The 24,468-nt window shown below is 70.1% G+C and carries 21 protein-coding genes; 13 read left to right on the forward strand and 8 right to left on the reverse strand.

Annotation, left to right across the window (positions count from 1 at the left end; translation table 11 throughout):
- Positions 1 to 70: 70 nt before the first annotated feature.
- A complete protein-coding gene (locus EDD30_RS38385; protein WP_148088152.1) occupies positions 71 to 463 on the reverse strand; it encodes a hypothetical protein in 393 nt (130 codons plus the stop codon).
- 11 nt (positions 464 to 474) lie between these two features.
- Between EDD30_RS38385 and EDD30_RS20890 the strand changes: the two genes are divergently transcribed.
- The 4 genes from EDD30_RS20890 to EDD30_RS20905 are packed head-to-tail and all read left to right on the forward strand — an operon-like array spanning position 475 to position 3,972.
- A complete protein-coding gene (locus tag EDD30_RS20890; protein WP_123678433.1) occupies positions 475 to 2,319 on the forward strand; it encodes an FAD-dependent monooxygenase in 1,845 nt (614 codons plus the stop codon).
- Between the two features lie 7 nt (positions 2,320 to 2,326).
- On the forward strand, positions 2,327 to 2,848 hold the full coding sequence (locus EDD30_RS20895; protein WP_123678434.1) for a flavin reductase family protein: 522 nt from the start codon (positions 2,327 to 2,329) through the stop codon (positions 2,846 to 2,848).
- Positions 2,849 to 2,887: 39 nt separating this feature from the next.
- A complete protein-coding gene (locus EDD30_RS20900) occupies positions 2,888 to 3,409 on the forward strand; it encodes a thiamine pyrophosphate-binding protein (RefSeq protein ID WP_123678435.1) in 522 nt (173 codons plus the stop codon).
- The gene (locus tag EDD30_RS20905; protein ID WP_148088153.1) at positions 3,406 to 3,972 is read left to right on the forward strand and encodes a thiamine pyrophosphate-dependent enzyme; all 567 of its coding nucleotides are present in this window, start codon (positions 3,406 to 3,408) and stop codon (positions 3,970 to 3,972) included. Before EDD30_RS20900 ends, EDD30_RS20905 begins: the two co-directional genes overlap by 4 nt.
- Positions 3,973 to 4,210: 238 nt before the next feature.
- On the opposite strand, the gene EDD30_RS20910 is transcribed toward EDD30_RS20905, so the two are convergent.
- From EDD30_RS20910 to EDD30_RS20920, 3 genes are all read right to left on the reverse strand, one after another.
- Positions 4,211 to 4,396, reverse strand: a complete 186-nt coding sequence (locus EDD30_RS20910; protein ID WP_123678437.1) for a hypothetical protein — start codon at positions 4,394 to 4,396, stop codon at positions 4,211 to 4,213.
- Positions 4,397 to 4,882: 486 nt separating this feature from the next.
- Complete coding sequence (locus tag EDD30_RS20915; RefSeq protein WP_148088154.1) at positions 4,883 to 5,173, reverse strand: hypothetical protein; 291 nt, start codon at positions 5,171 to 5,173, stop codon at positions 4,883 to 4,885.
- A 182-nt stretch (positions 5,174 to 5,355) separates the two neighbouring features.
- The gene (locus EDD30_RS20920; RefSeq protein WP_148088155.1) at positions 5,356 to 5,547 is read right to left on the reverse strand and encodes a hypothetical protein; all 192 of its coding nucleotides are present in this window, start codon (positions 5,545 to 5,547) and stop codon (positions 5,356 to 5,358) included.
- Between the two features lie 204 nt (positions 5,548 to 5,751).
- On the opposite strand from EDD30_RS20920, the gene EDD30_RS20925 reads away from it, so the two are divergent.
- The gene (locus tag EDD30_RS20925; RefSeq protein ID WP_244945344.1) at positions 5,752 to 6,630 is read left to right on the forward strand and encodes an IS5 family transposase; all 879 of its coding nucleotides are present in this window, start codon (positions 5,752 to 5,754) and stop codon (positions 6,628 to 6,630) included.
- A 144-nt stretch (positions 6,631 to 6,774) separates the two neighbouring features.
- On the opposite strand, the gene EDD30_RS20930 is transcribed toward EDD30_RS20925, so the two are convergent.
- Together EDD30_RS20930 and EDD30_RS20935 are read right to left on the reverse strand one after the other, a co-directional pair.
- Positions 6,775 to 7,359: a hypothetical protein gene (locus EDD30_RS20930; RefSeq protein WP_143163041.1), complete on the reverse strand. Its 585-nt coding sequence runs from the start codon at positions 7,357 to 7,359 to the stop codon at positions 6,775 to 6,777.
- A gap of 95 nt (positions 7,360 to 7,454) precedes the next feature.
- On the reverse strand, positions 7,455 to 11,192 hold the full coding sequence (locus tag EDD30_RS20935; RefSeq protein ID WP_071809519.1) for an nSTAND1 domain-containing NTPase: 3,738 nt from the start codon (positions 11,190 to 11,192) through the stop codon (positions 7,455 to 7,457).
- Between the two features lie 377 nt (positions 11,193 to 11,569).
- Between EDD30_RS20935 and EDD30_RS20940 the strand changes: the two genes are divergently transcribed.
- The 8 genes from EDD30_RS20940 to EDD30_RS39245 all read left to right on the forward strand — a co-directional run bounded on the left by EDD30_RS20940 (position 11,570) and on the right by EDD30_RS39245 (position 22,220).
- Positions 11,570 to 12,988, forward strand: a complete 1,419-nt coding sequence (locus EDD30_RS20940; protein WP_071809520.1) for a hypothetical protein — start codon at positions 11,570 to 11,572, stop codon at positions 12,986 to 12,988.
- Positions 12,989 to 13,275: 287 nt separating this feature from the next.
- Complete coding sequence (locus EDD30_RS20945) at positions 13,276 to 14,025, forward strand: hypothetical protein (RefSeq protein WP_071809521.1); 750 nt, start codon at positions 13,276 to 13,278, stop codon at positions 14,023 to 14,025.
- Positions 14,022 to 16,310, forward strand: coding sequence for a hypothetical protein (locus tag EDD30_RS20955; RefSeq protein WP_071809522.1), 2,289 nt, complete (start codon positions 14,022 to 14,024; stop codon positions 16,308 to 16,310). Before EDD30_RS20945 ends, EDD30_RS20955 begins: the two co-directional genes overlap by 4 nt.
- Positions 16,307 to 18,046 (forward strand): vWA domain-containing protein, encoded by a 1,740-nt coding sequence (locus EDD30_RS20960; protein ID WP_084557741.1) that lies wholly within the window; start codon positions 16,307 to 16,309, stop codon positions 18,044 to 18,046. Before EDD30_RS20955 ends, EDD30_RS20960 begins: the two co-directional genes overlap by 4 nt.
- 45 nt (positions 18,047 to 18,091) lie before the next feature.
- On the forward strand, positions 18,092 to 18,766 hold the full coding sequence (locus tag EDD30_RS20965) for a vWA domain-containing protein (RefSeq protein ID WP_071809523.1): 675 nt from the start codon (positions 18,092 to 18,094) through the stop codon (positions 18,764 to 18,766).
- Position 18,767: 1 nt separating this feature from the next.
- Positions 18,768 to 19,895: a protein phosphatase 2C domain-containing protein gene (locus EDD30_RS20970; RefSeq protein ID WP_071809524.1), complete on the forward strand. Its 1,128-nt coding sequence runs from the start codon at positions 18,768 to 18,770 to the stop codon at positions 19,893 to 19,895.
- Positions 19,896 to 19,902: 7 nt separating this feature from the next.
- The gene (locus tag EDD30_RS20975) at positions 19,903 to 21,489 is read left to right on the forward strand and encodes a hypothetical protein (protein ID WP_071809525.1); all 1,587 of its coding nucleotides are present in this window, start codon (positions 19,903 to 19,905) and stop codon (positions 21,487 to 21,489) included.
- Between the two features lie 53 nt (positions 21,490 to 21,542).
- Positions 21,543 to 22,220, forward strand: a complete 678-nt coding sequence (locus EDD30_RS39245) for a Crp/Fnr family transcriptional regulator (RefSeq protein WP_071809526.1) — start codon at positions 21,543 to 21,545, stop codon at positions 22,218 to 22,220.
- 1 nt (position 22,221) lies between these two features.
- Here EDD30_RS39245 and EDD30_RS20985 read toward each other — a convergent pair whose 3' ends face one another.
- Positions 22,222 to 23,712, reverse strand: coding sequence for an aminoglycoside phosphotransferase family protein (locus tag EDD30_RS20985; RefSeq protein WP_143163042.1), 1,491 nt, complete (start codon positions 23,710 to 23,712; stop codon positions 22,222 to 22,224).
- A gap of 191 nt (positions 23,713 to 23,903) precedes the next feature.
- Positions 23,904 to 24,407 carry a Pycsar system effector family protein gene (locus EDD30_RS20990; RefSeq protein WP_071809528.1) on the reverse strand — a complete coding sequence of 168 codons (504 nt, stop codon included), beginning with the start codon at positions 24,405 to 24,407 and terminating at the stop codon, positions 23,904 to 23,906.
- Between the last annotated feature and the right edge of the window lie 61 nt (positions 24,408 to 24,468).

The following is a 24,468-nucleotide window of genomic DNA, read 5'->3' on the forward strand; positions in this document are numbered from 1 at the left end:
TATGCGTCGCGATTGACGCGCGCACGCGGCTATCCCACTCCCGCTATCCAGCGCTATGGTGTAGATCACATCAGTTTCCGATCTCTATCGGATAGTGACCGTCCGTCGCCCGGACTGGTGCGCGCAGTAATGATGCCGGATGACGCCAAAGATGCTCCACTGTGAATTCGCTGATGGCTATACGCTGCGGCAACGTCCACTTTCCACGGCCTGCCGGCTCGGTGCGGCAGAGGGCGGGACGTTCGTCGCCAAACTGCCCCTGAGCTGCGAAGTCGCAGGTTGAAGCGGTGCTTCGGGCCATGGTGGCCGGGCTTCGGCACGGGACGCCGGGATCGACATACACGTGATACGTTGCCGTCTCCGGACACGACGATGCTGCGGGAAGCTCATTGACGTTGATCGCGACGGACCGGGTACCGCTGTGGCATTGGCCGAGCGCGTACATCGCAACAACGACGGTCATGGGGGCCTGACATGGACCTTCGGCGGGTGGTTGTCATAGGAGGCGGTCCCGCGGGACTTTTCTTGGCGCGGCTCATCAAGCTTCGACAACCGGATGCCTCCGTGGAGCTGTATGAGCACGACGGGCCCGACGAGGCTTTCGGCTTCGGAGTGGTTCTCTCCGACCACACTCTGGCCGGGCTGCGAGCGGCGGACGCGGCGACCTATCAGGAAATCATGGCTGCGTGCGTCGGCTGGAAAGATGTGCGGGTCGCGATCGGTGACCACGATTTCCTGTTCCGGAACTATCCCTTCACCGCCATATCTCGGCACCGGCTCCTGCGTCTTCTCCAGAATCAGGCGAAGGCCGTGGGCGTGCGGATGACGTTCGGTCGGCGGGTGACCGTCACTGAATTTCTGGACTCTCCGGACGCGCCGGATGTCATCGCTGTGGCTGAAGGTGTGCATTCCGGGAGCCGTACCGGACTGAGCGCTCGGTTCGGCACGAATGTCGAGCCCAGCAGCGGCCGTTACATCTGGTTCGGCACCCGCGCCCCGTTCGGTGAGATGACGTTTCCGTTCGTCGCGACCGAGCACGGTGGCTTCGCCGCCCACGCGTATCCGTACGGCGACGGCATGAGCACGTTCATCGTCGAAGCCGACGTCGACAGTTGCCTCGGGGCGGGTATGGACGTCACCCGCGCCGGCGCGCCGGCGCCCGGCGAGACCGATGAGACGTCACGCCGGATACTGACGGAGATCTTCGCGTCGCACTTGCAGGAACATCAGCTGATCGGGAACAACAGCAGGTGGGGCACGTTCCGCGTGGTGCGCAACGAGCGGTGGTCCACCGGCAACGTGGTCCTGCTCGGGGATGCCGCCCATACCGCGCATTTCTCCGTCGGCTCGGGAACGAAGCTGGCGATGGAAGACGCGATCACACTGGCCGAGGCGCTCACCACTCACGAGAGCCTCGACGGGGCTCTGACGGCCTATGCCGAGCGCCGCCGACCCGCCGTCGCCGTGCTCCAGTCCTGGGCGCAGACCAGCATGCGCTGGTGGGAGAGTTTCCCTCGGTGCCTGCACATGCCTCCTGACCAATTCGCCCTGCACTTCATGACCCGGATCGGCGCCATCAGCTATGCCGGCCTGCGCTCCCGGCATGCGGATCGCATGGATGATCTGGAAGCCGCCTTCGTGCGGAGAGAGGCGATCGCCGGCACCCCGTCGTCCGTTCCGCCGACCGGGGTCGTCGACCTCGCCGGGAAGCTGGGCGAGCTTACACTCGTGAACCGCCGCGTGGCCGTCGTCAGCCAGAGTGCCGGCTCAGGCATGGCCCCGCTGCCGGAGGCGTACGGCCTGATCCTCTTCGACGCATCTCATCTCGAGCCCGGCGACCTCGAGCAGCTCGGTGACCGCGTCCGGGCGTCCCCTTCCCGATTCGGCCTCTCGCTGACCATCGGAGACATCGCGCGTTTCACCGATCTCCCCACGTGCCGCCCGGATGTCGTCGAGGTCGTGGTCGACCGCGTCGACGGTTGCGCCGCCATCAAAGATCTGGCCGCTGCTGTGCCGGCGGTTCTCGTCGGCGTCGACTGCCCCGATGCGGACCCGTGGTCGGATGCCGGCACCGCCCTCCTCGATCGTTGCGTCGAGCTTCGTGATGCCGGCGCCGCGGCCGTGCACCTGCGACATCGTGATGGCGGCATCGACTGGCCCCGGATGACCGCCTTCGCCGATCGAGTGCGGACCGAAACGCGGACGCCGGTGCTCATCGATGTTCCGCCCACTGTCGACAGGCAGGATCGTGCCCGCACCGTCCACCTCGGCATCCTGAGCGGGCGGTACGATCTCGCGGCCTGGCGGCTGCACCTCTGAGGAACTGATGATCCAGCAGGACGAGGTGCGGTTCCGTGCCGTACTGGGCCACTACACCACCGGTGTGGCGGTCATCGCAGGACTCGCCGAATCGGGTCCGGTGGGACTGGCCGTCAACTCTTTCACCGCGGTCTCGCTTCGCCCGTTACTGGTGTCATTCTGCGTGAGCCACTCGAGCAGTTCATGGCGAATGGTCCGCCACGGCGGGCGCTTCAGTGTCAACGTGCTGTCCGAGCATCAGAGAGAGCTGTGCCAGCGAATGGCCACTCCGGCTCAGGACAAGTTCGAAGGGGTGGACTGGTTCCTGTCCGCGCAGGGCATACCGGGTCTGAGCGGCGCCATAGCCCGCCTCGAGTGCACGACGGACGTGGTCTACCCGGCCGGCGATCACGACATCGTCATCGCCGCGGTCGACAATCTGGAGGCCGACGAGGGCCCGAATGGTCCCTTGGTGTTCTACCGCGGCGACTACGGACGCTTCTCACCCTTCGAACGGTCGCCGATCTGCCAACTGCGACCGGATTCATGAAATGACCGATCAAGCAGTCGAAAACGTTACGGGGATGGGATGTCGACTCTTACCACATCAGCGCTGAGCCTCCCGGCTCAACTTCGCAACGAGTTGCGAGAACAGGGTTTCGGGCCCCACTTCGGCACGCCGTGCGGAGTGCTCGCTCCGCTGTACGAGGCCATGGACGGCGGCGACGGGGTGACGACGATCCCCCGGGAGGACAACGCGGTCGGCGTCGCTGCCGGAGCCGCATTGAGCGGCCGGTCTCCGATCGTGCTGATGCAGAACTCCGGATTCGGTCAGTCGGTCAACGCCATCGCCTCACTGGTCGTCCCGTACGGAATCCCGATCCTGTTCATTGTCAGCATGCGGGGCGTGGCCCCGGACGATACCGCCGAGAACGAGGGCATGGGCACGCTCACCGAACCGATCTGCCGTCTCCTGGGTCTTCCGACCGTCCACCTCGACTCGGCCGCCGACGCCGCGGCGGTCGCCGCGTCCCTCGCCGAACAAGTGATCGTGCGCCGGGAACCAGCGGTGCTGCTCGTCGCGCCGGACGCCTTCGGGTGGCGGGCATGAGCAAGACCGCCGCGATCCGGGCGGTCATCGAAGCGACCCCCGATGTGCCTGTTCTCTACACCACCGGCTACGCATGCCGGATCGCCCACAGCATCCGCGACTCCGACAACCACTTCTACATGACCGGGTCGATGGGGCTCATCGCTTCCATCGGTGCCGGCGTGGCACGGGAGACGGGCGTCGCCACGGTCGTCGTGGACGGGGACGGCAGCATCCTGATGAATCCCGTCGGCATGATCGTCGCGGGTGCGGATCCGACGCTGCCGCTGGTGCACATCGTGCTGGATGACCGCCGGTACGACTCGACCGGTGGCCAGGAGGTGCCGTCGGCGCGTCTCGACCTCCCGGTCCTGGCCCGGGGATCCGGCTACGGATCAGTGCACACCGTCGGGTCGGCCGCAGCACTCGGCGACGTCCTGGGCAAGGTGCTCACCGACTGCCGGAGCCCCGTCTTCATCCGATGCGTCATCGATGAGCCGGACGAACCGGTTCCCGGTCGGATCGGTCGTGACCTGCGCAGCCACGCCGGCCGGTTCGGGGCGTACCTCCGCCGTTTCGGCTGACCGCGAGCCGCCGCCGCGCTCGTCCGTCAGGGTGTGCCGCAGCGGGAGCAGACCGAGGTGAGATCGGGTCTGCCCCTGCGGTCCGCGGCCGACCGGTCCGCGGCCGACCGGTCCGCGGGCTGAGCGGCCGAGGACGTGGGGCGGGACCGGCGCCGGTAGCTCTGGCCCGGGACCAACGCGGGCCCGGACGACTTCGCCGCACGTTACGCAGGAAGCGCACCATGCAGGCCCTCGGCCGTCAGCAGGCGCAGGTGCCGTCCGCGCAGCCGCCCGTCCCGGCGGCGGTGCGGGCGGAGCGGCGCCGGTGTAGCCACCACATGCCGGCCGCGGCGGCGACCATCACCCCGGAGGCGGCGAGCAGGATGTTCTCGGCCAGGGCGGCCCCGGCGCCGGTGAGAACCCCGGCGGCGATCAGCAGCGGCACGGCGCAGCACGCGGCGAGAGACGGACCGTCGGACGGTCCGGCGAGCCTAGCCACAACGGGCCAGCGCCGACCAGCGGATACAGTCAGAAAAAGGCCGGTCGGGGGCAGCGGCCGGCGGTGAAGTCCTGTCCGCCATCACTGTCTTCTCACCGTGTGGTGGGCAGAGCCTGGCGCATCCTCCGTGCGGCTCCTGGCCCTGTGACACCTCGATGGTCGCCCGGCGGTGTCCGCCGGGCGCCTCAGTGGGGCCACTAGGCCGTCTCGCGGAACGACTCGCAGTCGACCGACTTGCCGGCGGCTTCATCAGGCTATCCCGCGAACTTCACCCATCCCCACCAGATCGCCGACGCCATCCGCAACAACCCACACTACGACGGCGGGCCGGTACGTCTGGTGGCCTGCCACACCGGTACCGTCGATCGAAGATGCTCTCCTGCGGCTCGGTCGACCGTATCGGCCCTGCCACCCATCGCCCCGGCGAAGTGGCTAGGTCTCGCCCTGAATGACCAGGCTCGCCGTTCCGAACTCGCCGTCGATGAACACGACGAACGCGCCGATCAGGCACAGTGCGGCCAAGACGGTGAAAGACCACTTCAACGAACGGCCGCGTCCGGACCGCCGTGCCAGCACGGCGGACGTGGTGAACGCGACGGCACCTCCGACGACCCCTGCCCCCACAAGTGCAACTGCGCAAGCCCCGAGCGCGTACAGCAGGAATCTACGGTCAGAAATAGGCCGATTGGTGGCGGCGGCCGGTGGTGAAGTGCTGTCCGCCATCTACTGTCCCCTTGCCGTGTGGTGGGCAGAGCCTACCCGGCCTCCGAGGGGACTCCAGGTCCGCTCGCTGAGCGAGTTGACCGCCTGCTCCCGACATGCCCGCCAGATGATGTCCTGACCAAGTGACCACACGCATCAGCAGCGGAACGGCCTCCCACTACAGGTGGGAGGCCGTTCGGAGCTCACGCCTCGGACGTCTCCGCGACGACCGGGTGCGTTCCGGATCCGATCATCGGCATCAGGGCCACGGTGGTCCGGTCGGCGGCCGTGGAGTCGGCGCCGGTGTGGGTGGTGATGGTCACGGCCAGGGCGCCGAGGGCGATGGCGGCCGGGACGAGCAGGGCACGGGTCAGGACGGTGGTCGCTCGCTGCATGATCATTCCTCCTTGGTGGGTGTACGGAGATGATCGACGGCCGCCTTTCAGTGGTCTTTCTGACCCCTGATCTCTAAGTGCCCGTCTGGAAACTTGGGTCTGTCGATGGGTAGGCGGTGCGGCGCGTCTGAATGACATGGGTAGGGCCTTGAGGTAGAAGCGCAGGTAACCACACCAAACACGCTCGATCCCTCAAGGCCCTGTATGACTTTCTACCTGGTCGGCGGCGCCGGCGCATCCACCGCCTCTGTCGTGTCCGCCGATCACCTGCCCAGCAACCGTGCCCGTCTTTATCCGTCGGACACCAGCGACGCGGAATGGCAGGTCATCGCCCCGCTGATCCCGGCTGGACAGCCGAGCCGTCGCGGCGGGCGCCGGCCGGTGCATTCACGCCGCGACATCGTCGACGCGATCCGCTACCTCGCCCACAACGGCTGCGTCTGGCGGGCCTTACCCGCCGATTTCCCGCCCTGGCAGACCGTCTACGACTACCACGCCCGCTGGAGCACCGACGGCACCGTCAACCGCCTGCACAACACCCTGCGCGACCAGGTCCGCACCGCAGCCGGCCGCGAACCCGAGCCGAGCGCAGCCATCATCGACTCACAGTCGGTGCGCGCGGCCGAGACCGTCGCCCGGGCCAGCCGCGGCTACGACGCCGGCAAGAGGGTCAACGGCCGTAAACGCCACATCGCCGTGGACACCATCGGGCTGCTGCTCGTCGTCGCGGTCAGCGCCGCCTCGGTGCAGGACCGCCAAGCCGGCCGCGTCCTGCTCTGGGCCGTACACACCGTCTGCCGAAAGGTGACGATGACCTGGGCCGACAGTGGCTACAGCGGCACGCTGGTCGACTTCGCCGCCGCACTCGGCGTCACCGTCACGATCGTCGCGAAACTCGCCGGACAGTTCGGCTTCCACGTTCTACCCCGGCGCTGGGTGGTGGAACGGACTCTGTCCTGGATCAGCCGATGCCGACGCACCGTACGTGACTACGAACGCCTACCCGAACATCACGCCGCGATCGTGCAATGGTCAATGATCATCATCATGAGCCGCCGCCTGGCACGCCATCACCGACCCTGAAACGGTTTCCAGACGGGCACTAAGAGCAGCGCGCCAAACGCGCTTGGCGGTTTCCTCGCGCAGCTCGTGAAGGATCGCCTGAGGCGAAACGCGCACTTGCCTCACAGGCGCGGCGGCCCCGGCCGGGCGCCGCGCCCGCGACCTTCAGAACGCGACCTTGCCGCCGTAGCGCCGCCCGCCCTGCGGTACGAACCGGTAGTTGATCTCGATCCGGAACTTGGTGCCGTCGCGGACATCGGTGGCGATGACCTTCCACTTCTCGGCATCGCCCGTGCCGAACTGCTTCCAGCTTCCCTGGCAGCCGGTCCGGTCGAAGCAGACCCGCACGTCCGCATTGAACGTGCCTGTGCCCCCGTCAACCCAGAAGTTGATATCGCCGCAGCGCGACGTCGTCGTCCAACGGTTCGGCCCGGTGATCGCGTTCGGCAGCATGACGTTGTCGTGCGAGGCCGACGAGTTCCAGCCGACGGCTCCGCCGTAGCAGCTCGCTGCGTGCGCCGCGGTGCCCGGCATGACCGCCACCGCCGCGCCGAGCATCGTGCCCGCCACCGCGCCGGCCAGAGCCCTGAACCGCCGCGCCGCTCGTGTTGTCTTCATGCCTGCTCCTCGCTTCCGGCTCGCCGGGCGGCGGCCGTAGCGCAGGCTTCCGCCCGCGGCGAGGGCGGGGCAAGGCCAGGGCGGTTCGTCGGGACGGCGGGACGGCGCACGCGCGCCGAGCAGCAGCGACATGCCCCGGATGGGACGCCGGATGGGACGCATGTGTTCTCACAGCGCGGCAGCAGGCGATATCGAGGAACGGCCAGGTCGTGTTCGCGTTGCCGCATTCAGCAGGCGGGCGGCCTCGGCTCCTCGGGTGCGTACGTGGACCATTCCTCGTCCGTCGGCAGGCCGAACCGGCCGCAGAGCGCCCGCAGCGGATTCTCGTACGTGGCCACATCCCACAGCCGGATCGTGTCGTCGGTGCTGGTGCTGACGAGCCGGGTGCCGTCCGGGCTGAACGCGACGTCCGTCACCACTTCGGTGTGACCCAGGAGCGGGCCTCCGACCGGTTCGCCGGTGGCGGGATTCCACAGCCGGACGGTGCGGTCGGCGCTGGTGGTGGCGAGCAGTCTGCCGTCCGGGCTGAACGCGACGCTCCACACGTCCTCGGTGTGGCCGGTCAGGGGGCGGCCGATCTGCCGGCCGGTGCTGGGACTCCACAGCCGGACGGTCCTGTCGTATGCGGTGGTGGCCAGGAGCTTGCCGTCGGGGCTGAACGCCACGTCCATCACGAGGGCGGTGTGGCCGGTGAGTGGGCTTCCGACCGGTTGTCCGGTGGCGGGATTCCACAGCCGGATGGTCCGGTCGGCGCTGGTGGTGGCCAGCAGTCCGCCGTCCGGGCTGAATGCCACGCCGTAGACCTCGTCGGTATGGCCGGTGAGCGGGCGGCCGACGGGTTTTCCGGTACGGGCGTTCCACAGCCGAGCCGTGGCATCGGCGCTGGTGGTGGCGAGGAGGCTGCCGTCCGGGCTGAACACCACACTCAGCACGTCGGCCGTGTGCAGGTCGAGTGGGCCGCCGAGGGGCTTTCCGGTACGGGCGTTCCAAAGCCGGGCCGCGTCGTCGGTTCCGGCGGTGGCGAGCAGCGTGCCGTCGGGGCTGAACGCCACTCCCAGGACGGCATCGGTGTGGCCGGCGAAGGGAAGTCCGGCGGGTTCGCGGGTGCGGGCGTCCCAGAGCCGGGCCGTCTCATCCGTGCTGGTGGTGGCGAACAGCGCGCCGTCGGGCCGGAACGCCACATCCGTCACGGGGCCGCCGTGGCCGGTGACCGGGCCACCGACGGGCCGGCCGGTGCGGGTATCCCACAGCCGGGCCGTGTCGTCCTCGCTCGCGGTGGCGAGCAGCTTGCCGTCCGGGCTGAACGCCACGTGTGCCACATCTTCGGTGTGGCCGGTGAGTGGGTTTCCCACGGGTTTGCCGGTGCGGGGGTTCCAGAGCCGCGCCGTGGCGTCGGAGCTGCCGGTGGCGAGCAGCGTGCCGTCGGGGCTGAACGCCGCACTCGTGACGGGGCCGGCGTGGCCGGTGAGTGGGTTTCCGACCGGTTTGCCGGTACGGGGGTCCCACAACCGCACCGCGGAGTGGGAGCTGACCGTGGCGAGCAGCGTGCCGTCCGGGCTGAACGCCACACCCAGCACGTCGTCCGTGTGACCGGTGAGCGGGCTTCCCACGGGTTTGCCGGTACGGGGATCCCACAACCGCACCGCGGCGTCGGAGCCGACCGTGGCGAGCAGCGTGCCGTCCGGGCTGAACGCCACACCCCACACATCGGCGGTGTGACCGGTGAGGGGGTTGCCCGCGGGTCTGCCGGTACGGGCATCCCACAAACGGGCCGTGTCGTCATCGCTCGAGGTGGCGAGGAGCTTGCCGTCCTTGCTGAACGCCAGACCCGTCACGGCTTCGGTGTGACCGGTGAAGGGGCTTCCGGTCTGCACGCCGGTACGCGGGTTCCACAGCCGGACCGTGCCGTCGGAGCCGGCCGTGGCGAGCAGCGTGCCGTCCGGGCTGAACGCCGCACCCGTCACGGCTCCGGTGTGGCCGATGAGCGGCTCTCCGACCGGCTGGCCGGTGGCGGGATTCCACAGCCGGATCGTCCGGTCGTAGCTGGCGGTGGCGAGCAATGTGCCGTCGGGGCTGAAGGCGACGGCCCACACATTGTCGGTGTGGCCGATGAGGGCCTCGCGTTGCTGCGCGAGCATGAATGTCAGGGCGTCGCGTGCCTCGTGGGTGGGTTCCGTCATCCATGCCGCGGCGGCCAGGCGTCGTGCGGTGGTGGGCCGGGTCGGATTGAGGCTCTGACTTTGCGCGGCGAGCTGACGTGACAGGGCCAGATTGTGCTGGCGTTCCGCCCGCGACGCCTGCATCCACGCGGCGACCGCCAGGACGCTGACCACGACGACGACCGAGAGAAGCCCGGCGAGCAGCGCGCGCCGGCGCCGGCGGCTCGTCGCGCGGGCCCGGCTCTGCACCGCAAGGCTACGGTCCAGGAAGTCCCGCTCGCGGGCAGTGACCGCGTCGGGGTTTTCGGCCCGCCACTCGCTCGCGCGGGCGAGGCGAGTTCCCCGGTACAGGGCGTGGTCCTCGCGGCCCAGCGATTCCCAGTCGGCGGCGGCGTGGGTGAGCAGCCGGTGCAGCCGCAGGCCCTCGTGGTCGTCATCGATCCAGCCGCGCAGCCGCGGCCAGCCCTGCACCAGCGCCTCGTGAGTGATCTCCACCGTGTCCCGGGTGACGGTCAGCAGCCGCGCGGTGGCCAGCCGGTCGATCACCGTGGCGATGTCAGGATCGTCATCGTCGAATTCCGCGCGTGTGACCCGGCGCCGGGTGACCAGGGCATCGTCGCCGCTGTCCACCAGCCGCAGCAGAACCCGCCGGGTCGTGGCCTGCCGTTCCGGTCCGAGCGCGGTGTAGATCGCCTCGGCGCTCTGAGCGAGGGCACCGTCCACTCCACCGGCCGCCTCGTAACCGGCCAGCGTCATCGTCGTACCTCGCCGGCGCTGCCACGCCTGGACCATGGCGTGTGAGGCCAGGGGCAGGGCGCCCGGCCGGTTCGCCAACTGCGCCACGACGGTGGACACCAGGGCACCCTCTACCCGCAGGCCGGCCCGCTCGGCGGGGCGGACCAGCGCATCACGCAGTTCCGCCGCGCTCATCGGCCCGACCATCGTCTGCGAATCGCGCAACGCGTCGACGAGTTCCGGATACTGGGCGCATCGCGCGTAGAAATCCGCCCGTATCCCCAACATCACCCTCAGGCGGCTGCCGGGCGAGTGGGCAGCGCCCAGCATCGCGGCGAAGAAGGCCCTGCGCCGGTCATCGTCGGCGCACAGGGTGAACACCTCCTCGAACTGATCCACCACGAGCAGCAACTCGGCGTCGTCGGGCTCATCCCCCAACGCCGTACCGATGGCCATGGCCCATGCGGCCGGATCGTGACTCAGGTCCGTCGCCACATCCGGCAGCGACCGGGCCACCGCCCGGGTCAGCTCGGCGAGAGGGTCGTCCCCCGGCGTCATCAGCGCCGTCGGCCACTCGGACCCGAGGGCGCCGCGGGCCACCCGGGGCACAACCCCGGCGCGCAGCACCGACGACTTGCCGCTGCCCGAAGCGCCGAACACCGCCAGCACCCGCCGCGATGCCACACCCTCGAGCAACTCGTTCACCAGCCGCTCCCGGCCGAAGAACCACTCCGCATCGTCAGGTTCGTAGGCGGCGAGGCCGCGGTACGGCGGCTCCGCGGCGGCGCAGGTCGTCTCGACGTCGGCGAGCGCGGCGGCGGTCTCTCTCCACCGCTGCTCCCAGGTCGCCCGGTCACCACCGCACGCCTCGACGTAGGCCAGCGTCACCGCGAGGCTGGGCAACTGGCGCCCGGCGGCCGCCACGGACAACGTGGTGACCGAGAAGTGCGCCCGTCGCGCCAGGTCCCGGTAGCCGGGCCGGCCCGCATTCTCGCGCAACTCCCGCAGTCCCGCCGCGAACCGTTCGACCGGGCCACCGGCGGGATCCAAAACTCGTTCACGCCGTGGCACTGCGGTCACTCCTCCGGTTATGCCCTGCCCGCGCCGGCGAACGTCCAGCTCACCGCCCTGCTGCCCCGGGACGGGGTTGTTCCGTTTTGTTTGTTCGGTGTGGCGTACCGGACCGAACAATCGGCAGAGATCCTAGCCTGATCGGCATAGCGGGGAGGCACCCTCGTGTGGGGCGGTCGGGGCAAACGGGGGTGACCGCCCCACACAAATGGGAGCTGACATCCGGCCGGCTCCGGCAGGGCTGCCCTCGGGCGAACGGCGAAGTACGCTGTCCCCTCGCCGTGGCATCGCCGAGTCCGACGTCGCAGCACATCGGACCCGGGCCCTCTCGCGGCGCGTTTCGGCGACTGCAGCCCTCCGCCGCCCGGGAGAAGCCCATGGACGAGCAGCAGCACCTCGCCGTTCTCGCCGTGGCCATCCCGGAGGTCGAACACCGGCCGCAGATCGCTCTGCTCTGGGTACGCCGGCAACTCCTCAACGCGCTCGAGGACGCTTGCGGAGACGCGGGCGTCGACTGGGAGGCCGTGCTGCTGTGGGACAAAAGCGACTCGCTGTATTTGTTCGTGCCACCGCCGGCCACCACTATTCAGCTCGCCGGCATCTTCGTCTGGGCGCTCGAGCGCGGTCTCAAGCAACGCAACCGGGATCTGAGCGAGGCGTACCAGGTCCGGGTCCGGATGGCGCTCACCGACGGCATCTGCCAGCTCGACGGGGCGGCCTGGCTGGGTGATCCGGTGACGGACGCACGCCGCCTGCTGCACGCCGAGCGGTTGCGTGACGAGCGGCTGGTGACGCCCCGGCCGCCGCTCGCGTTCATCGTCACGGACGAGATCTACCGCAAGGCGATCATCGGGAGCCGGCTGAGCGACGAGGAGTCGTTCTATCCCGTGACCGTCGCCCGCCCCGACGGGCGGGCGGAGCAGGCCTGGGTGCAAGCGCCGGCGTACGTCCAGCGTCCGCGGACCGATCCGGAGGATGCGCCGGCGGACCGGTTCACACCGGCGCGCAATGGCGGGCCGGGACGCCACGGCGTGGAGTTGACCGCGCTACCGGTCGCCCGGCGCCCGCTGGAAGTGCGGGTGGCGGCCCCGCCGCAAGCGGCGATCTCGCCCTTCGACACCGTCGCCGACGGCTGGTCGACCGAGCACTTCGCCGTTCGGTACGCATCCGTGTGCGGCACGACCCGGCGTGACGCCGGAGCCTCCCGGCTGGACGGCATCGCCGCGATGCGCCATGCCGCCAGCGGCGCGACCGTCTTCGCGCTGACCGACGGTGCGCCGGCGCGGCTGCACGCCTGGCAGGAGGCATCGGCGGTGTCCCGGGCGGTCGTCGACGCGATCATGTCCGACCTGGACGCCGAGGCCGACCAGATCGACTGGCAGCGGGCCGTCCGGCAGTCGGCGTGGCCGCTCGTGGCCGGCATGGTGCGGCCGACCGCCAGTGGCTTGATGGCCTGGCTCGTCCAGGTAGGCGACTGCGCGGTCTGGTTACGGCGCGGCGGCGTCTACCGCAGGGTTCCGGAGCTCGCGCCGGATCAGACGTTCGCTCTGGTGGTGACCGGACCGCCGGACACACCCCATCTGACGCCGCGGGTGACCTCCCTGTCGAACGCCGACGTCCTGCTGGTCGGATCGAGTGGGGTGCGCGACGCGGTCGGTGGGGATCCGCATCGGCTCGACGGTCTGCTGACGGCACCGCAGGCGCCGCTCGACTTCGCGTACGGCCTGAAGCTCGGCGCCGGGAGCTTCGGCGACGACCGGACCCTGTTCGCGTTATGGGTTGCATCCGCTGATTGAGGAAATGCGCCGATCGGACTACCCCATTCGTGGTTGCCGAGTCCGTACGGCCGACGTCCACTGTCCACCGATCGGACTCGCGGTGACGGACGGATAGCTCGAAGTGCATTTCCACCTGTTCGCCGTCTGGATTGCGTCACATGCGGCACTTACGTTGGAGTCCTTCAGCGGCGTCGGCATCATCAAGTTTCGGCGTCTACGTCAGATGGCCTGTTCATCGCCGGTTTTGATCCTCACAGTGCTATTTCGGTACCCGCCGACCCTGCTCCCCTTCGGAGGCTCGCACCATGCCTGACCCCATCTTCCACTTCATCGTGGTCGTCGACGTCGAGGGGTTCGGCCGTCGCAAGATCCCGGCGCAGGCCGCGCTCCGGAAGGTCATGTACGAGGTCGTCGAACAGGCCTTCGAGGACGTGAAGCTGGAGTGGGACGCGGTGGTGCGGCTCGACCGGGGTGACAGCATCATCATGCTGCTCCCGGCCTCCTCCGGGAACAACGTGACCCTGGCCGGCCCCTTCATCCGCGCCCTGGACGCCGGCCTGCGTGAGAAGGGTCGGATGTACACCGCCGATCACCAGATGCGCATGCGGGTCGCCCTGCATCAGGGCAACTGCCAGCGCGACGAGACCGGCTGGGTGGGCGAGGCGATCAACACCTCCACCCGGCTGGTGGACGCGCCGGAACTGCGGGCCACGTTGAAGAAGGCGACCGCCTCCATGATGGCGTTCATCGTCTCCGACGAGATCTACCGAAGCGTCATCCGGCACGACTTCCGCCAGATCGATTCGGCGTCGTTCGCCCCGGTGCAACTGCACGTCAAGGAATTGCACGAGAAGGCCTGGATCCACGTGCCAGGCTATTCGTATCCGCCCGACGTCGAGGCGAGTCCTGCCGTCGAGGAAAGGCCGGCGCCCCCGCCGCCCCGCCGGCACGGCGAGGGCAACGGAAACAGTGGCGGATTCACGTTCCACGGCGACGTGCACGTCGAGGGTGATCAATTCACCGGCGACAAGACCGTCCACGGTGAGCGTCGATGAGTGCCCCGGCCCAGGCGGCGGCCGCGCCGGCATCGGCACCGGCGGCACCGCCCGCCCAGCCCACCGGCTCCGGCGGGGCCCCGCCCGCGTCCGCCCCGGGCGGTGAGCCGAAGCCGCCCGCCTCCGGTGAGCCCGGCCCACCCGCGCCACCCGACGCGCAGGGCGCGCCGACCATCGACACCACCAGCCTGGAGGCCCAGGACAAGGCGGCGTCGACGCCCGAGGCGTCGAACGGCCGGCAGCGCGGTGAGCGGCTGCGCAAGGCGTCCGACATGCTCATCGGCGGCGACCTCGTCGGCGGCGACAAGCTGATCATGATGCTCGGCGGCCGGGAGCCGGCCCCGCTGCAGCGACTGGGTACGCAGCTCAGCGATCCCGTCCGGTACGCCTGGGTGGAGCCGCAGGACTGGGACCGGGTCCGCGCCGCCTGCCACGGCAAGCGTCTCGTGATCCTGCGCGCGAACCCCCATCAGGGCAAGGTGGCGGCCGCCATCCGCCTGCTCCAGTCGCCGTCGGACCGTCACATCTACAGCCTCGATCGCAACGTGGACCTCCATGCCCTTCCCGCCTGGCTGGAGACCGACGCGAGCGGCGACAACGCCCTGCCGAAGGGCGCGGGTTTCCTGCTCTGCGAGCCCGTCGGGTGGGACGGCGTCGAGGGCTGGATGTTGCAGCAACTGGCGGCCGCCCTCGAACGGCTCGATGCGCAGCTCATCCTGACGCTCGGTGCCGACGTGCCGCTCGCCGACGCGGATGCGCAGGAGTACGTGGTGCCGCTGGGCGCGGCGAAGCCCCACTCCGAGATCCTGGCCCGGCATCTGGCCTGGCGGCTCGATGACGTCGGGCTCGCCGAACGCATCCTCGCGGATCCGGACATCGCCGAGCTGGCCGAGGACCAGTTCGCCGGCGCGGTGTCCCTCAAGGTCGCCGCCGACCTGGCCGTGATGATCAGCCTGGAGCTGAACGGCACGGTCGTCGACGTCGACCGGGTGCGCCGGCGGATGGCCGAGCGGGCCACGGAGGACTTCGACATCTGGTTCGGCGGCCTGCCCGACGTGCCGACCCGCTGCCTGGCCGTCGCGCTGGCGGTGCTCAACGGGCTTGCCTACGAGACCGTCGCCCATGCCGCGGAGATGCTGTCCGACCGGCTCGACGGTCCACCCGATCCGGGGCCGAACAACGCGCTGGTGCCGCCGTGGCGGCCACCGTTCGGCCGGACCCGGCGCGAGCGGCTCCGCCTGCTCCGCGCCAAGATCAGGCCGGCCATGGCCCGCGGTGCGTACGGCACCGGCCCGGTCGAGGCGCTGGAGTATGCCGCCGACGACTATCCGCGCCTGGTGCTCCGGCACGTCTGGCGGGAGTTCCCGCTGCACCGCGAGCTCATGGGATGGCTGCGGGACCTGGCCAGCGACCCGAACGAGGAGGTGCGGATCTGGTCCGGGACGGCGCTGGGCATGTTGTCACTGGACGCGTTCGACTTCGTGTACACGCAGGTGCTGCGGCCGATGGCCCTGGACCAAGACAACGCGCGCAACCGGGAGGTCGTCGCGTACGCGCTGCGGGTGCCGGCCGCGGACAGCCGCCTGCGGCCGCTGGTCGACGCCGCGGTCGCCGCTCTCTACGGGAACCGCGCGTCCCCGTTCGGCCAGGCGACCGCGGCGCGGGTGCACGGCGTGAGCCTCGGCCCGCTCGGCGCCGTCGAGGCGCTGACGGCCCTGGACCGGCTCGCCGCCATCGACCACGCCCAGATCGCGCTCGGCATCGCCGACAGCCTGGCGGATCTGATCGTGCAGGACGAGCAGCAGAATGCCCCGCTCGTCCTGGACCGCCTGTTGAGCTGGCTCAACGATCGCCGCCGAACGCTCGCCGGGCAGTTCGTCTTTCTCCAGTTGGCGCGCTCGCTGATCACCGAGTTCACCCTTCCGGGCCCGGACGGCGCGGCGGAGACCAGGATGACGTGGCCGACCCTGCTGATGCTGGCCGACCAGCGGATCGAGCTGCGCCGGAGTCTGATCGGGATGTGGCGGCACGTTCTCGCCTCCGGATCTTTCACCCGGCTGGTCGAGGTGGCTCTGGACGCCTGGGCCGCCCTGGCCGAGGCCGACGCGGACGTGCGGACGTCGCTGAGCAACATGCTGGTGGCGACGGCCGCGCAGAGCGACCGGTCCCGGGCCCTGGTCAAGCGTCTCGTCGCCGGCTGGCGGGCCGTCGACAACCTGCAACCCAAGCCGATGACCGCGTACGCGGTCGAGACCGCCATGGACGCAAGGAGCGGTGATCAGTGACCCAGCCCCTTCCTCTCATCCTCAGCGTGACGCCGGTGCAGCGCGGCATCTTCGACCGCACCCGGGGAACCGTGCCGAACGTGGCGGTCGTCTACGCGACCGGGGCCGGTGAGGTCGCCTACCTCGGCGGTCGTCCCCTGACCAAGTCCGAGCAGACGTTCGGGGCGTACCGGACCCGCTACGACGTGGACATGAGCGACCACCGGCGCTCGGCCGAGCTGCGCAGCACTCCGTTGCCGTCCCGCGGCGACTTCTACTTCTTCAAGGCTTCCGTCGACGTCGGGTTCCGGGTCAAGGACCCTGCCGAGGTGGTACGGCGTAACATCCGCGACGCCCTCCCCGTGGTGTACGGCTACCTCGCCAACCGGTTCCGGACGATCACGCGCTCGTTCGACATCGAGCAGTCCACCGCCGCCGAGGAGGCGATCCGTCGGGCCTTCGCCGCCGAGGTCGACCTGCCGGAGGGCATCACCATCTTCGAGGTGTCGCCCCGGCTCCTGCCCGACGAGAACGCCACCCGGCATCTGCAGCAGAAGGTCGAGGCGGAACGGTCCCTTCACGCCAACCAGGTGCTGCACGCGGTCAACGTCCAGCAGGCCCTGCAGCAGGGTGAGCTGGACCGGATGCTGCAGCTCGGCCGGATCCAGGCCACGCAGACCGAGCTGGCGGCGATGGGCAACCGGCAGCTCACGGCCCGCGAGATGGTCCAGTTGCATCTCGCCCGGAATCCGCAGGACACCGAGAAGGCGATGAGCCTGCTCATGGCCCACGAGCAGGCGATGATCGAGCGGCAGGACCGGCAGGGGATGTTGCAGACCGAGTTGATGAAGTTCCTGGTCGACAAGGACATCCTCCAGGCGGTCGACTTCGAGTCGCAGTTGCCGCAGATGCTCGGCCCGCTCGGGGCCGGCCCGGCACCGACGGCCATCTCCGCCGGCACGGCCACGTGGTCGCAGCCGTCGACGGTGCCCGGCCAGGGCGGTCCGCCACCCGCCGAGTCCACCGGGCCGGAGCCGAAGCCGCTGGGCACCGTGCTCGAACGCGATCCCGCCACGAAGGTGTGGAAGCCCGCCGACGGCGTCCAGCCGGTCTACGTGGTGGTCGACGAGTCCGCGGAGGTCGGGCCGTACATCGGTGATCTGAGCGACGGCGTGCACCAACTGCACGACGCGCTGCTGCGCGCGACCGACGTCGCGCCGGCGATCCGGCTGTCGGTGCTCGGCTTCGCCGACCAGGTGACGACCCGGCTGCCGCTGGAGCAGGTCGTCGCCGGCAGCCAGTCGCCGTGGTTCACCGCGCGCGGACCCGCCAGCTATGCGAACGCCTTCGAGACGTTGCTCGACCAGATCGAGCCGGACATCGACGCGCTGAAGGCGAAGAACCTCAAGGTGTTGCGTCCCGTCGTCTACCTGCTCAGCGGCAGCGACCCGGGTGCGGACACGGCCTGGGCCAGCCCGTACAAGCGGCTCGTCGACCGCAGCTCGCACCGGTACGCGCCCAACATCGTGGCCTGCGGCTTCGGCGGCGCACCGGCCGAACTGATCGCGGACATCGCGACGCAGCCGCAGTTCGGCTTCGTGATGAAGCCCGACACGGACGTCCATGTCGCGATCGCGCAGTACTGGCGGCAACTGGCCCAGAACGTGATCACCTCCGGCCGGGCGCTGATCAGCGGCACTCCCGAGCTCGCACCCGAGCCGCCGGCAGGCTTCCGGCTCGCCCGTGAAGTGGTCTGAGTCCTTCCCAGAGCCGGTGTGAGGCCGGAGAGAGCAAAGGTTGGCATGGCAGGCAACAGAGGAAACCTTCTGCCGGTGTACGTCCTCGCGGACGAGTCCGGATCCATGGGCCCCTACATCGACGACCTCAACAAGGGCCTGGCCTCGTTGCACGAGGCGCTGCTCGGCGAACCGATGGCGGCGGCCAAGGTGCGCTTCTCGATCCTCGGCTTCGCCGACGACGTGCAGGAGCGGCTGCGCCTGGCGGACCTGCGCCGGGAGAACGAGCTGCCCCTGCTGTACGCGCGTGGCCGGACCAGTTACCACGCGGCCTTCTCGGCGCTGCGGCAACGGATCCCGCAGGACGTGTCCGCGCTGAAGCAGGAGGGCTACCAGGTTCACCGGCCCGCCGTGTTCTTCCTCAGCGACGGACAGCCGACGGAGGACCACTGGGTGCAGACGTACCAGCAGCTCGTCGACCGGTCGGCGACCCCCGGCGCGCCGAACATCATCGCCTGCGGCATCGGGGACGTGGAGGCACAGACGATCCTCGAGGTCGCCACCCAGCCCGAGTACGCCTTCGTCGCGCTGCAGGGTGTGGATCTCGGAGCGGCGATCGCCCAGTTCTGCACGGCGTTGACCAAGAGCATCGTCGAGTCCGGCCGGTCGCTCGGCTCGGCCCAGCCGGAGCTGGTGGTGCAGCAGCCCGCCGGCTTCCGCATGGCGATTGACGTGGTGTGACATGCCCAAGAACCCCCTCGGCGCGTTGGGCGACTTCTTCTTCTCGCGGGAGGAGCCGGACGGCGCCCGGGACGATCCGCCCGGCCGCGGCATGAGCGGCACCCCGCAGCAGACGGAGGGGCAGATCGGGACGATCTACACGCCGGATCCCCGATCGGCGCCGCCACGACAGCCGGCCGCGCCGCCGCGACAGCCGGCCGCGCCGCCACGACAGCCGGCCGCGCCGCCGCGACAGCCGGCGCCCCGGGCCGAAGTGCCACCGCGCGAGCCGCGGAACTGGCGGCCGCGGCTCATCGGTACGCCCATCGAGGTGTTCGAGCCACTCCCGCCGGTGACGAACTCCTACCGTCCGGACTACGTGGCCGACGGCTGGTCGACCAGGAACTTCACGGTGCGCCTGGCCTCGGTCCGGGGCTATGTGCACCGGTTCCGGGGCCTGCCCCGGCAGGACGACATTGCCGTGGCGCACCACCGGCCGAGCGGGGCGATCGTGTTCGCGGTGGCCGACGGGGTGTCCGCCGCGCCGCACTCCCATCTCGGCGCGACGGCCGCGTGCCGGGCGGCGGTCGGCGCGATCACGGCCGGTCTCGACGCCGAGGACACCTCGGTGAACTGGCAGAACGTCGTGGAGCGCGCCGCCTGGCAGCTGGTCGAGCAGGCCCGCGTCCTGCTCGACACGGCCGAGGTGACGCCCGAGCGCGCCGAGCGCGAACTGGCGTCGACCCTGGTGGCCGGGATGGTGTGCCCCACCGCCAACGGACCGCTGGCGTCCATCGTCCAGGTGGGCGACAGCAGCGCCTGGGTGCTGAGCGGTGGCGGGTTCCGGTGCGTGTTGGAAGCCAAGTACTCGGCCGGGGACGAGGTCGTGTCCTCCGCGGTGAGTGGGCTGCCGCGAGTGCCGCAGGTGAAGCCCCGGATCCGTCCCCTGGCCACCGGCGAGGTGCTCCTCGTCGGCACGGACGGCTTCGGCGATCCGCTGGGGGACGGCTCCGGGGCGGTCGCCAAACACTTCGCCGAGCGGCTCGCGCAACCGCTGTCGCCGCTGAACTTCGCGTACGACCTCGACTTCTCCCGGGAGACCTTCGACGACGACCGGACCCTGCTCGCCATCTGGCCACGGACCACCTGAGCCGGCGATGGACCCAGCGGCGTTCGCGGTCGACAAGTCCGCCCTGCGGGCACTCACCGAAATCGGCAAGGGCGGCCAGGGCCGGGTCTGGGCCACCGACTCGGTCCGGATCAACCAGACCTGGTCCGCCGTCTACAAGGAGTATGACGCCTCGGTTCTCGCCGGGGTCGACGTGCAGCTTCTCGCCACGATGGTCGCCTTCGTGCCCGCGCTGGACCCGGCCAGCGGGAGATGGCTCTGCGAGCAGGCGGCGTGGCCGGCCGCCCTGGTGCAGGACAACGGCACGGTACGGGGCTTCCTCATGCGCCGCCTGCCGGCCGACTTCGAGATGCTCCTGCCCCAGCGCGACGGCAGTTGCCAGCGCAAACCCTCCGGCCTGCAGTTCCTGCTGAACCCGGACGAGTACCTCGCCAAGATGGCCATCCCTATCGACGACCGCAAGCGGCTGCTGCTGCTGCGCAATCTCGCCGAGACGCTGGAGCGGTTCCATCGCCTCGGCATCGTCGTCGGCGACCTGTCTCCCAACAACCTGATGTTTCAGTTATCGCCGGCGCCACGCTGCTTCTTCATCGACTGCGACGCGATGAGACTGCACGGGGCGTCGGTGCTCCGGCAGGCCGAGACGCCCGACTGGGAGGTGCCCGGAAACGAGGAGCTGGGCACGGCGGCCTCCGACGCGTACAAGTTCGGGCTACTGGCGATCCGCCTCTTCGCCCGGGATCAGTCGGCGCGCGACGCGTGGGCCCTCAACGCGGTCTCGCCGCAGCTCGGCCGGCTCGCCGTCCGCAGTCAGGCGGTCGACCCGGACCACCGTCCCGCCCCCGCGGAGTGGATCCCGGTCCTCGACGAGGCGATCCGCGGCGGGGGAGCGCGTGCGACGAACGGGTTCGTCCACCGGGTCACGCCGGCCGCTCCCTCGCACCCTCCGCCGGTGGCACCGAGCCTGCGACCGAGCCCGGCGGCCGTGACGCTCGCTCCGCCCCCGAGCGGCGGAACCTGGCTGCGGCGGCTACTTCCCGCGCTCGTCATCGGACTGCTGCTGCTCTGCATCGTCGGGGTGATCGCATCCATCGCCAACGCGAACGACGGGAAGCCGGTCGCCTCGGGTGCCCCGGCCGCCACGACGGTCGCGGCACGGTCGGCGGCGACCACGGATTCCCCCACGCCGGAGCCCGACGCCACGGCGGGCATCGTCACCTACGACGCGGTGGTGGCGCGCCCGGAAGGAGCCCGCGTCGTCCGGATGCTGGCCGGCTACTTCGACGCGGTGAACAGCGGCGACTGGGACACCGCGCTGCGGTCGTACGATCCGGCCGGGATCATCGACCCGGGCGACCCGGCCCAGCGCCGATCGTTCATGCGGGCCATGTCCACCACCGAGGACCGCGATGCGGTGCTCCATGCGCTGCGGCCGTCCGGCGCCGAGACGCTCGCCGAGCTGACCTTCACCAGTACCCAGCAAGCCGGCTACGGCCCGCGGCGGGACCCGGCCGAGACCTGCACCCGGTGGGAGGTCACCTACCGGCTGACCTATTCGGAGCGTTTCGGATATCGCATCTTGCGGGCCAGGGACGCCGCCGACAGCCCATGTTGACGTTGGCGACCGGGGCCTACGATGGGTTGTCGGTCGCCGACGGAAGGCAACGCATGGTGAATGGGCACCCGCGGCCACCGTTCTGGCGCGCCCTGACCGACGGACATCGTCAGGAGCTGCTTCAGATCGGCAATGTGCGGCATCACCCGACGGATACCGTCATCGTGCGGGAAGGCGACGAGACCGACTTCGCCATCGTGCTACTCGACGGATGTGTCAAGGTTTCGACGCACGGAAATCGCGGCTACCAGGCGATTCTCGGTCTGCGCAGCCGCGGAGACCTCGTCGGTGAGCTCGCTGGGGTCGACGGCGGCCGCCGCTCGGCGACCCTGACGGCGCTGACCGTCGTCGAGGCGCTCACCCTTCCCGCCGGGGCGTTCCGGCGGTTCCTGCGCGCGTACCCGGACGCGGCCGAGATCCTGCAGCGTACGGTCTCCGTCCGGCTCCGTGAGGCGGACCGGTACAGGTCCGCCGCGGGCTCGGAAACCGTGCCGCAGCGGCTGGCGCACCTGCTGTTGCACCTGGGCGCCTCGTACGGGAAGAGGCTGGGCAGTCGCGTACTGATCGGACTGCCCCTGTCCCAAGAGGATCTGGCGGGCTTGATCCTGACCTCGCAGCGCACCGTCGGCCGGGTCCTCGAACGGTGGCGCGACGAGCGGCTGGTCGAGACCGGCCGGCGCAGCATCGTGCTGCTGTCGGTGGACGAGCTGCGCCGGCGTTCGGCACCGTGAATCAGATCTGGAGGTAGGTCACCGTCGGGTGGCCGTGCCGGGTGGCGACCGGATTCCAGAGCGCGGCCACGCGCTTCTTGGCGGCGGTCGCCTCCCTCGACTCCGCGTCGCCCCGGTCACGGTCGGCGGTCCTCATCGTCCTCGCGCTGCAGCCGCGGTTGTGTCTCGCTTCCGCCCATTTCCCGTACGCAACGTCCGCGGCCCGCGAGTGGGCCAACGCGCCGATCAACTGTGTCTTCAACTGCGCCCCGGAAGGCAGTTGATCGGTCTGCAGGTTCCGGGCCCGCTCGAGTGCCGCGGCACGTCCGGCGGAGGCCTCGCTGAGACCGGCCACGGCGGCGGACAGCCGGGCGCAGTCCTTGACGTCCTGGACGGCCGAGACGACCTGCGCCCGGTTGCGTCCTGATGTGGCGAGCAGGCGGGCGACTCCCGAGGCCTGCTCGGCGGCGCTCTGCGCGCCATCGGCGGCGAAGGCGCTGACCGCCGCGTCCCACCAGTTCTCGATCGAGGCCAGCCTCGGCAGGCCGAACGTCACCAGCAGGACGACCAGGGCCAGGCGGATCGCGGTCCGCGGACGGACCGTGCGCAGCCGCCGGCGGGCATACCGGCCCGCGGCTGCGGCGAGCCGGGTCCGCCACGGCGGCGCGGGTGTGACCTGCGGCGTCCGCGGCGGCCGGACCGTGGTCCGCGGCGCGGTCACCGTGGGCCGATGCGGCCGGCCGGCGCGCACGGAAGTCCGGCCCGACACCGCGGCGTCGAACGCCGTGCGCCACTCGGCGGAGGACGGCCTGCCGCCGGCGTCGGTGGCCAGCCCGCGGACGGCCAGGCCGTGGATCTCGGTTCCGGCCCGCAGCAGCACGCCGGGATCGCGACTGCTCTGGTCGCCGGCGAAGAGGCGGATGCAGAGCAGGGCGAACTTGTACGAGTCCGTGGCCGTCGTACCCAGCGGTTCACCGGACCCCGGCGTCTGCCAGTCCTGCGTCTCGAGCTGCGGCAGCACCGTCCGGTCGTGGATCCGCATCCCGTCGCAGTCGATGAAGAAGCCGCGTGGCCGCGGGCCCAGGCTGAAGCAGAGGTTGTTCGGCGACAGATCGCCGACCACCACCCCGAGCCGGTGAAAGATCTCCAGGGTACGGGCGGTGTCGCGGAGCAGGCTGAGCCGGAAGCGGTCATCCACCGCCAGGTCGCGGGCGGCCAGATACCGTGCGTCGTTGAGCAGCAGTTGCACCTGCCCGAGCTTCTCGTGGTAGCCGCTCGGGAACCGCATCCGCACCAGGAACGCCGGAGGCACCCGGGCCATGAGGAACCCGGAGACGCGCCCGTGCCGTTCGACCACCGCGGTGGGCCACGCGGCGCGGGCCCGGATCTCGTTCGCATCCCCGGGCGGAATGTCGCCGAGGAAACGCGCCATGTCCTCCAGGGTGCCCGTGTCCACGATTGCCGACGTCGTGGCGTCGTATTCCTTGTAAGCGCACGGCGGGGAACCGGGCACGGCATAAACGGTGCCTTGGCCACCCGAACCGAGAATGGTCGTCAACGGCCCCAGCGAGTCGGCGGGAACGCGTCCGGCGTGTGGCGGAGCCCCCATTTCGTCCTGCTCCTCATCGGCGTCGTCGCTGGCCGGCATTCATGATTACCGGAGGCCGTGACCGGCAACAGGTCATCTGGCGTACAGAGCGCCACTCATCCGCCGAATGCGGCTACGACGGCGGCCATGACCGTCGCGGCGAGTGCGCCGCTGAGCAATTTCAGGCTCCACCGCACGCAGGTGTGCTTGCGGCGGGCGACCATGCTGTTGGCCCACACCTGGGCGGCGATCTCGCGCTGCAGCCGCGGCGGGTCCTCGACCAGTTTCTCGAAGTCCTCGACATATTCCGTCCGGTCGCCGCGATACTGCTCCCCGATGTGGTTGAAGTGCAGCAACGACGGCGACTGGCCCGGGGTGGAGAGTCTCGGCATGACGGCGGCGACGTCGAATGCGATGCTCAGCACCAGAAAGGTGGCGGCGAGCAGAAGTGCGGCGGCGGGCACCGGATGATCCGAGAAGAATCCGTCGCTCTGGACGCGAACGGCGATGAGGCCGATCAGGACGCTGTTGAGGGTGAGCACGAGTCCGGCTTTGGCATCGGCGTACCGGACGATCTCGTTGACCTGCTGCAGCAGTTTCCACGAATCGTCCAGCGCCATGCCATCGACGCTAACGGAGAATAGGCCGTCACGGTAGGGTGACGTTATGTGACGATCCGAA

This window comes from Couchioplanes caeruleus, from assembly GCF_003751945.1.
Taxonomy (GTDB): Bacteria; Actinomycetota; Actinomycetes; order Mycobacteriales; family Micromonosporaceae; genus Actinoplanes; species Actinoplanes caeruleus.

Excerpts from the sequence above, each read along its gene's own strand:
- EDD30_RS38385 (WP_148088152.1), bottom strand. The coding sequence starts at position 463 with ATGACCGTCGTTGTTGCGATGTACGCGCTCGGCCAATGCCACAGCGGT.
- EDD30_RS20890 (WP_123678433.1), top strand. The coding sequence starts at position 475 with ATGGACCTTCGGCGGGTGGTTGTCATAGGAGGCGGTCCCGCGGGACTT.
- EDD30_RS20895 (WP_123678434.1), top strand. The coding sequence starts at position 2,327 with ATGATCCAGCAGGACGAGGTGCGGTTCCGTGCCGTACTGGGCCACTAC.
- EDD30_RS20900 (WP_123678435.1), top strand. The coding sequence starts at position 2,888 with ATGTCGACTCTTACCACATCAGCGCTGAGCCTCCCGGCTCAACTTCGC.
- EDD30_RS20905 (WP_148088153.1), top strand. The coding sequence starts at position 3,406 with ATGAGCAAGACCGCCGCGATCCGGGCGGTCATCGAAGCGACCCCCGAT.
- EDD30_RS20915 (WP_148088154.1), bottom strand. The coding sequence starts at position 5,173 with ATGGCGGACAGCACTTCACCACCGGCCGCCGCCACCAATCGGCCTATT.
- EDD30_RS20920 (WP_148088155.1), bottom strand. The coding sequence starts at position 5,547 with ATGCAGCGAGCGACCACCGTCCTGACCCGTGCCCTGCTCGTCCCGGCC.
- EDD30_RS20925 (WP_244945344.1), top strand. The coding sequence starts at position 5,752 with ATGACTTTCTACCTGGTCGGCGGCGCCGGCGCATCCACCGCCTCTGTC.
- EDD30_RS20930 (WP_143163041.1), bottom strand. The coding sequence starts at position 7,359 with ATGTCGCTGCTGCTCGGCGCGCGTGCGCCGTCCCGCCGTCCCGACGAA.
- EDD30_RS20940 (WP_071809520.1), top strand. The coding sequence starts at position 11,570 with ATGGACGAGCAGCAGCACCTCGCCGTTCTCGCCGTGGCCATCCCGGAG.
- EDD30_RS20945 (WP_071809521.1), top strand. The coding sequence starts at position 13,276 with ATGCCTGACCCCATCTTCCACTTCATCGTGGTCGTCGACGTCGAGGGG.
- EDD30_RS20955 (WP_071809522.1), top strand. The coding sequence starts at position 14,022 with ATGAGTGCCCCGGCCCAGGCGGCGGCCGCGCCGGCATCGGCACCGGCG.
- EDD30_RS20965 (WP_071809523.1), top strand. The coding sequence starts at position 18,092 with ATGGCAGGCAACAGAGGAAACCTTCTGCCGGTGTACGTCCTCGCGGAC.
- EDD30_RS20970 (WP_071809524.1), top strand. The coding sequence starts at position 18,768 with ATGCCCAAGAACCCCCTCGGCGCGTTGGGCGACTTCTTCTTCTCGCGG.
- EDD30_RS20975 (WP_071809525.1), top strand. The coding sequence starts at position 19,903 with ATGGACCCAGCGGCGTTCGCGGTCGACAAGTCCGCCCTGCGGGCACTC.
- EDD30_RS39245 (WP_071809526.1), top strand. The coding sequence starts at position 21,543 with ATGGTGAATGGGCACCCGCGGCCACCGTTCTGGCGCGCCCTGACCGAC.
- EDD30_RS20990 (WP_071809528.1), bottom strand. The coding sequence starts at position 24,407 with ATGGCGCTGGACGATTCGTGGAAACTGCTGCAGCAGGTCAACGAGATC.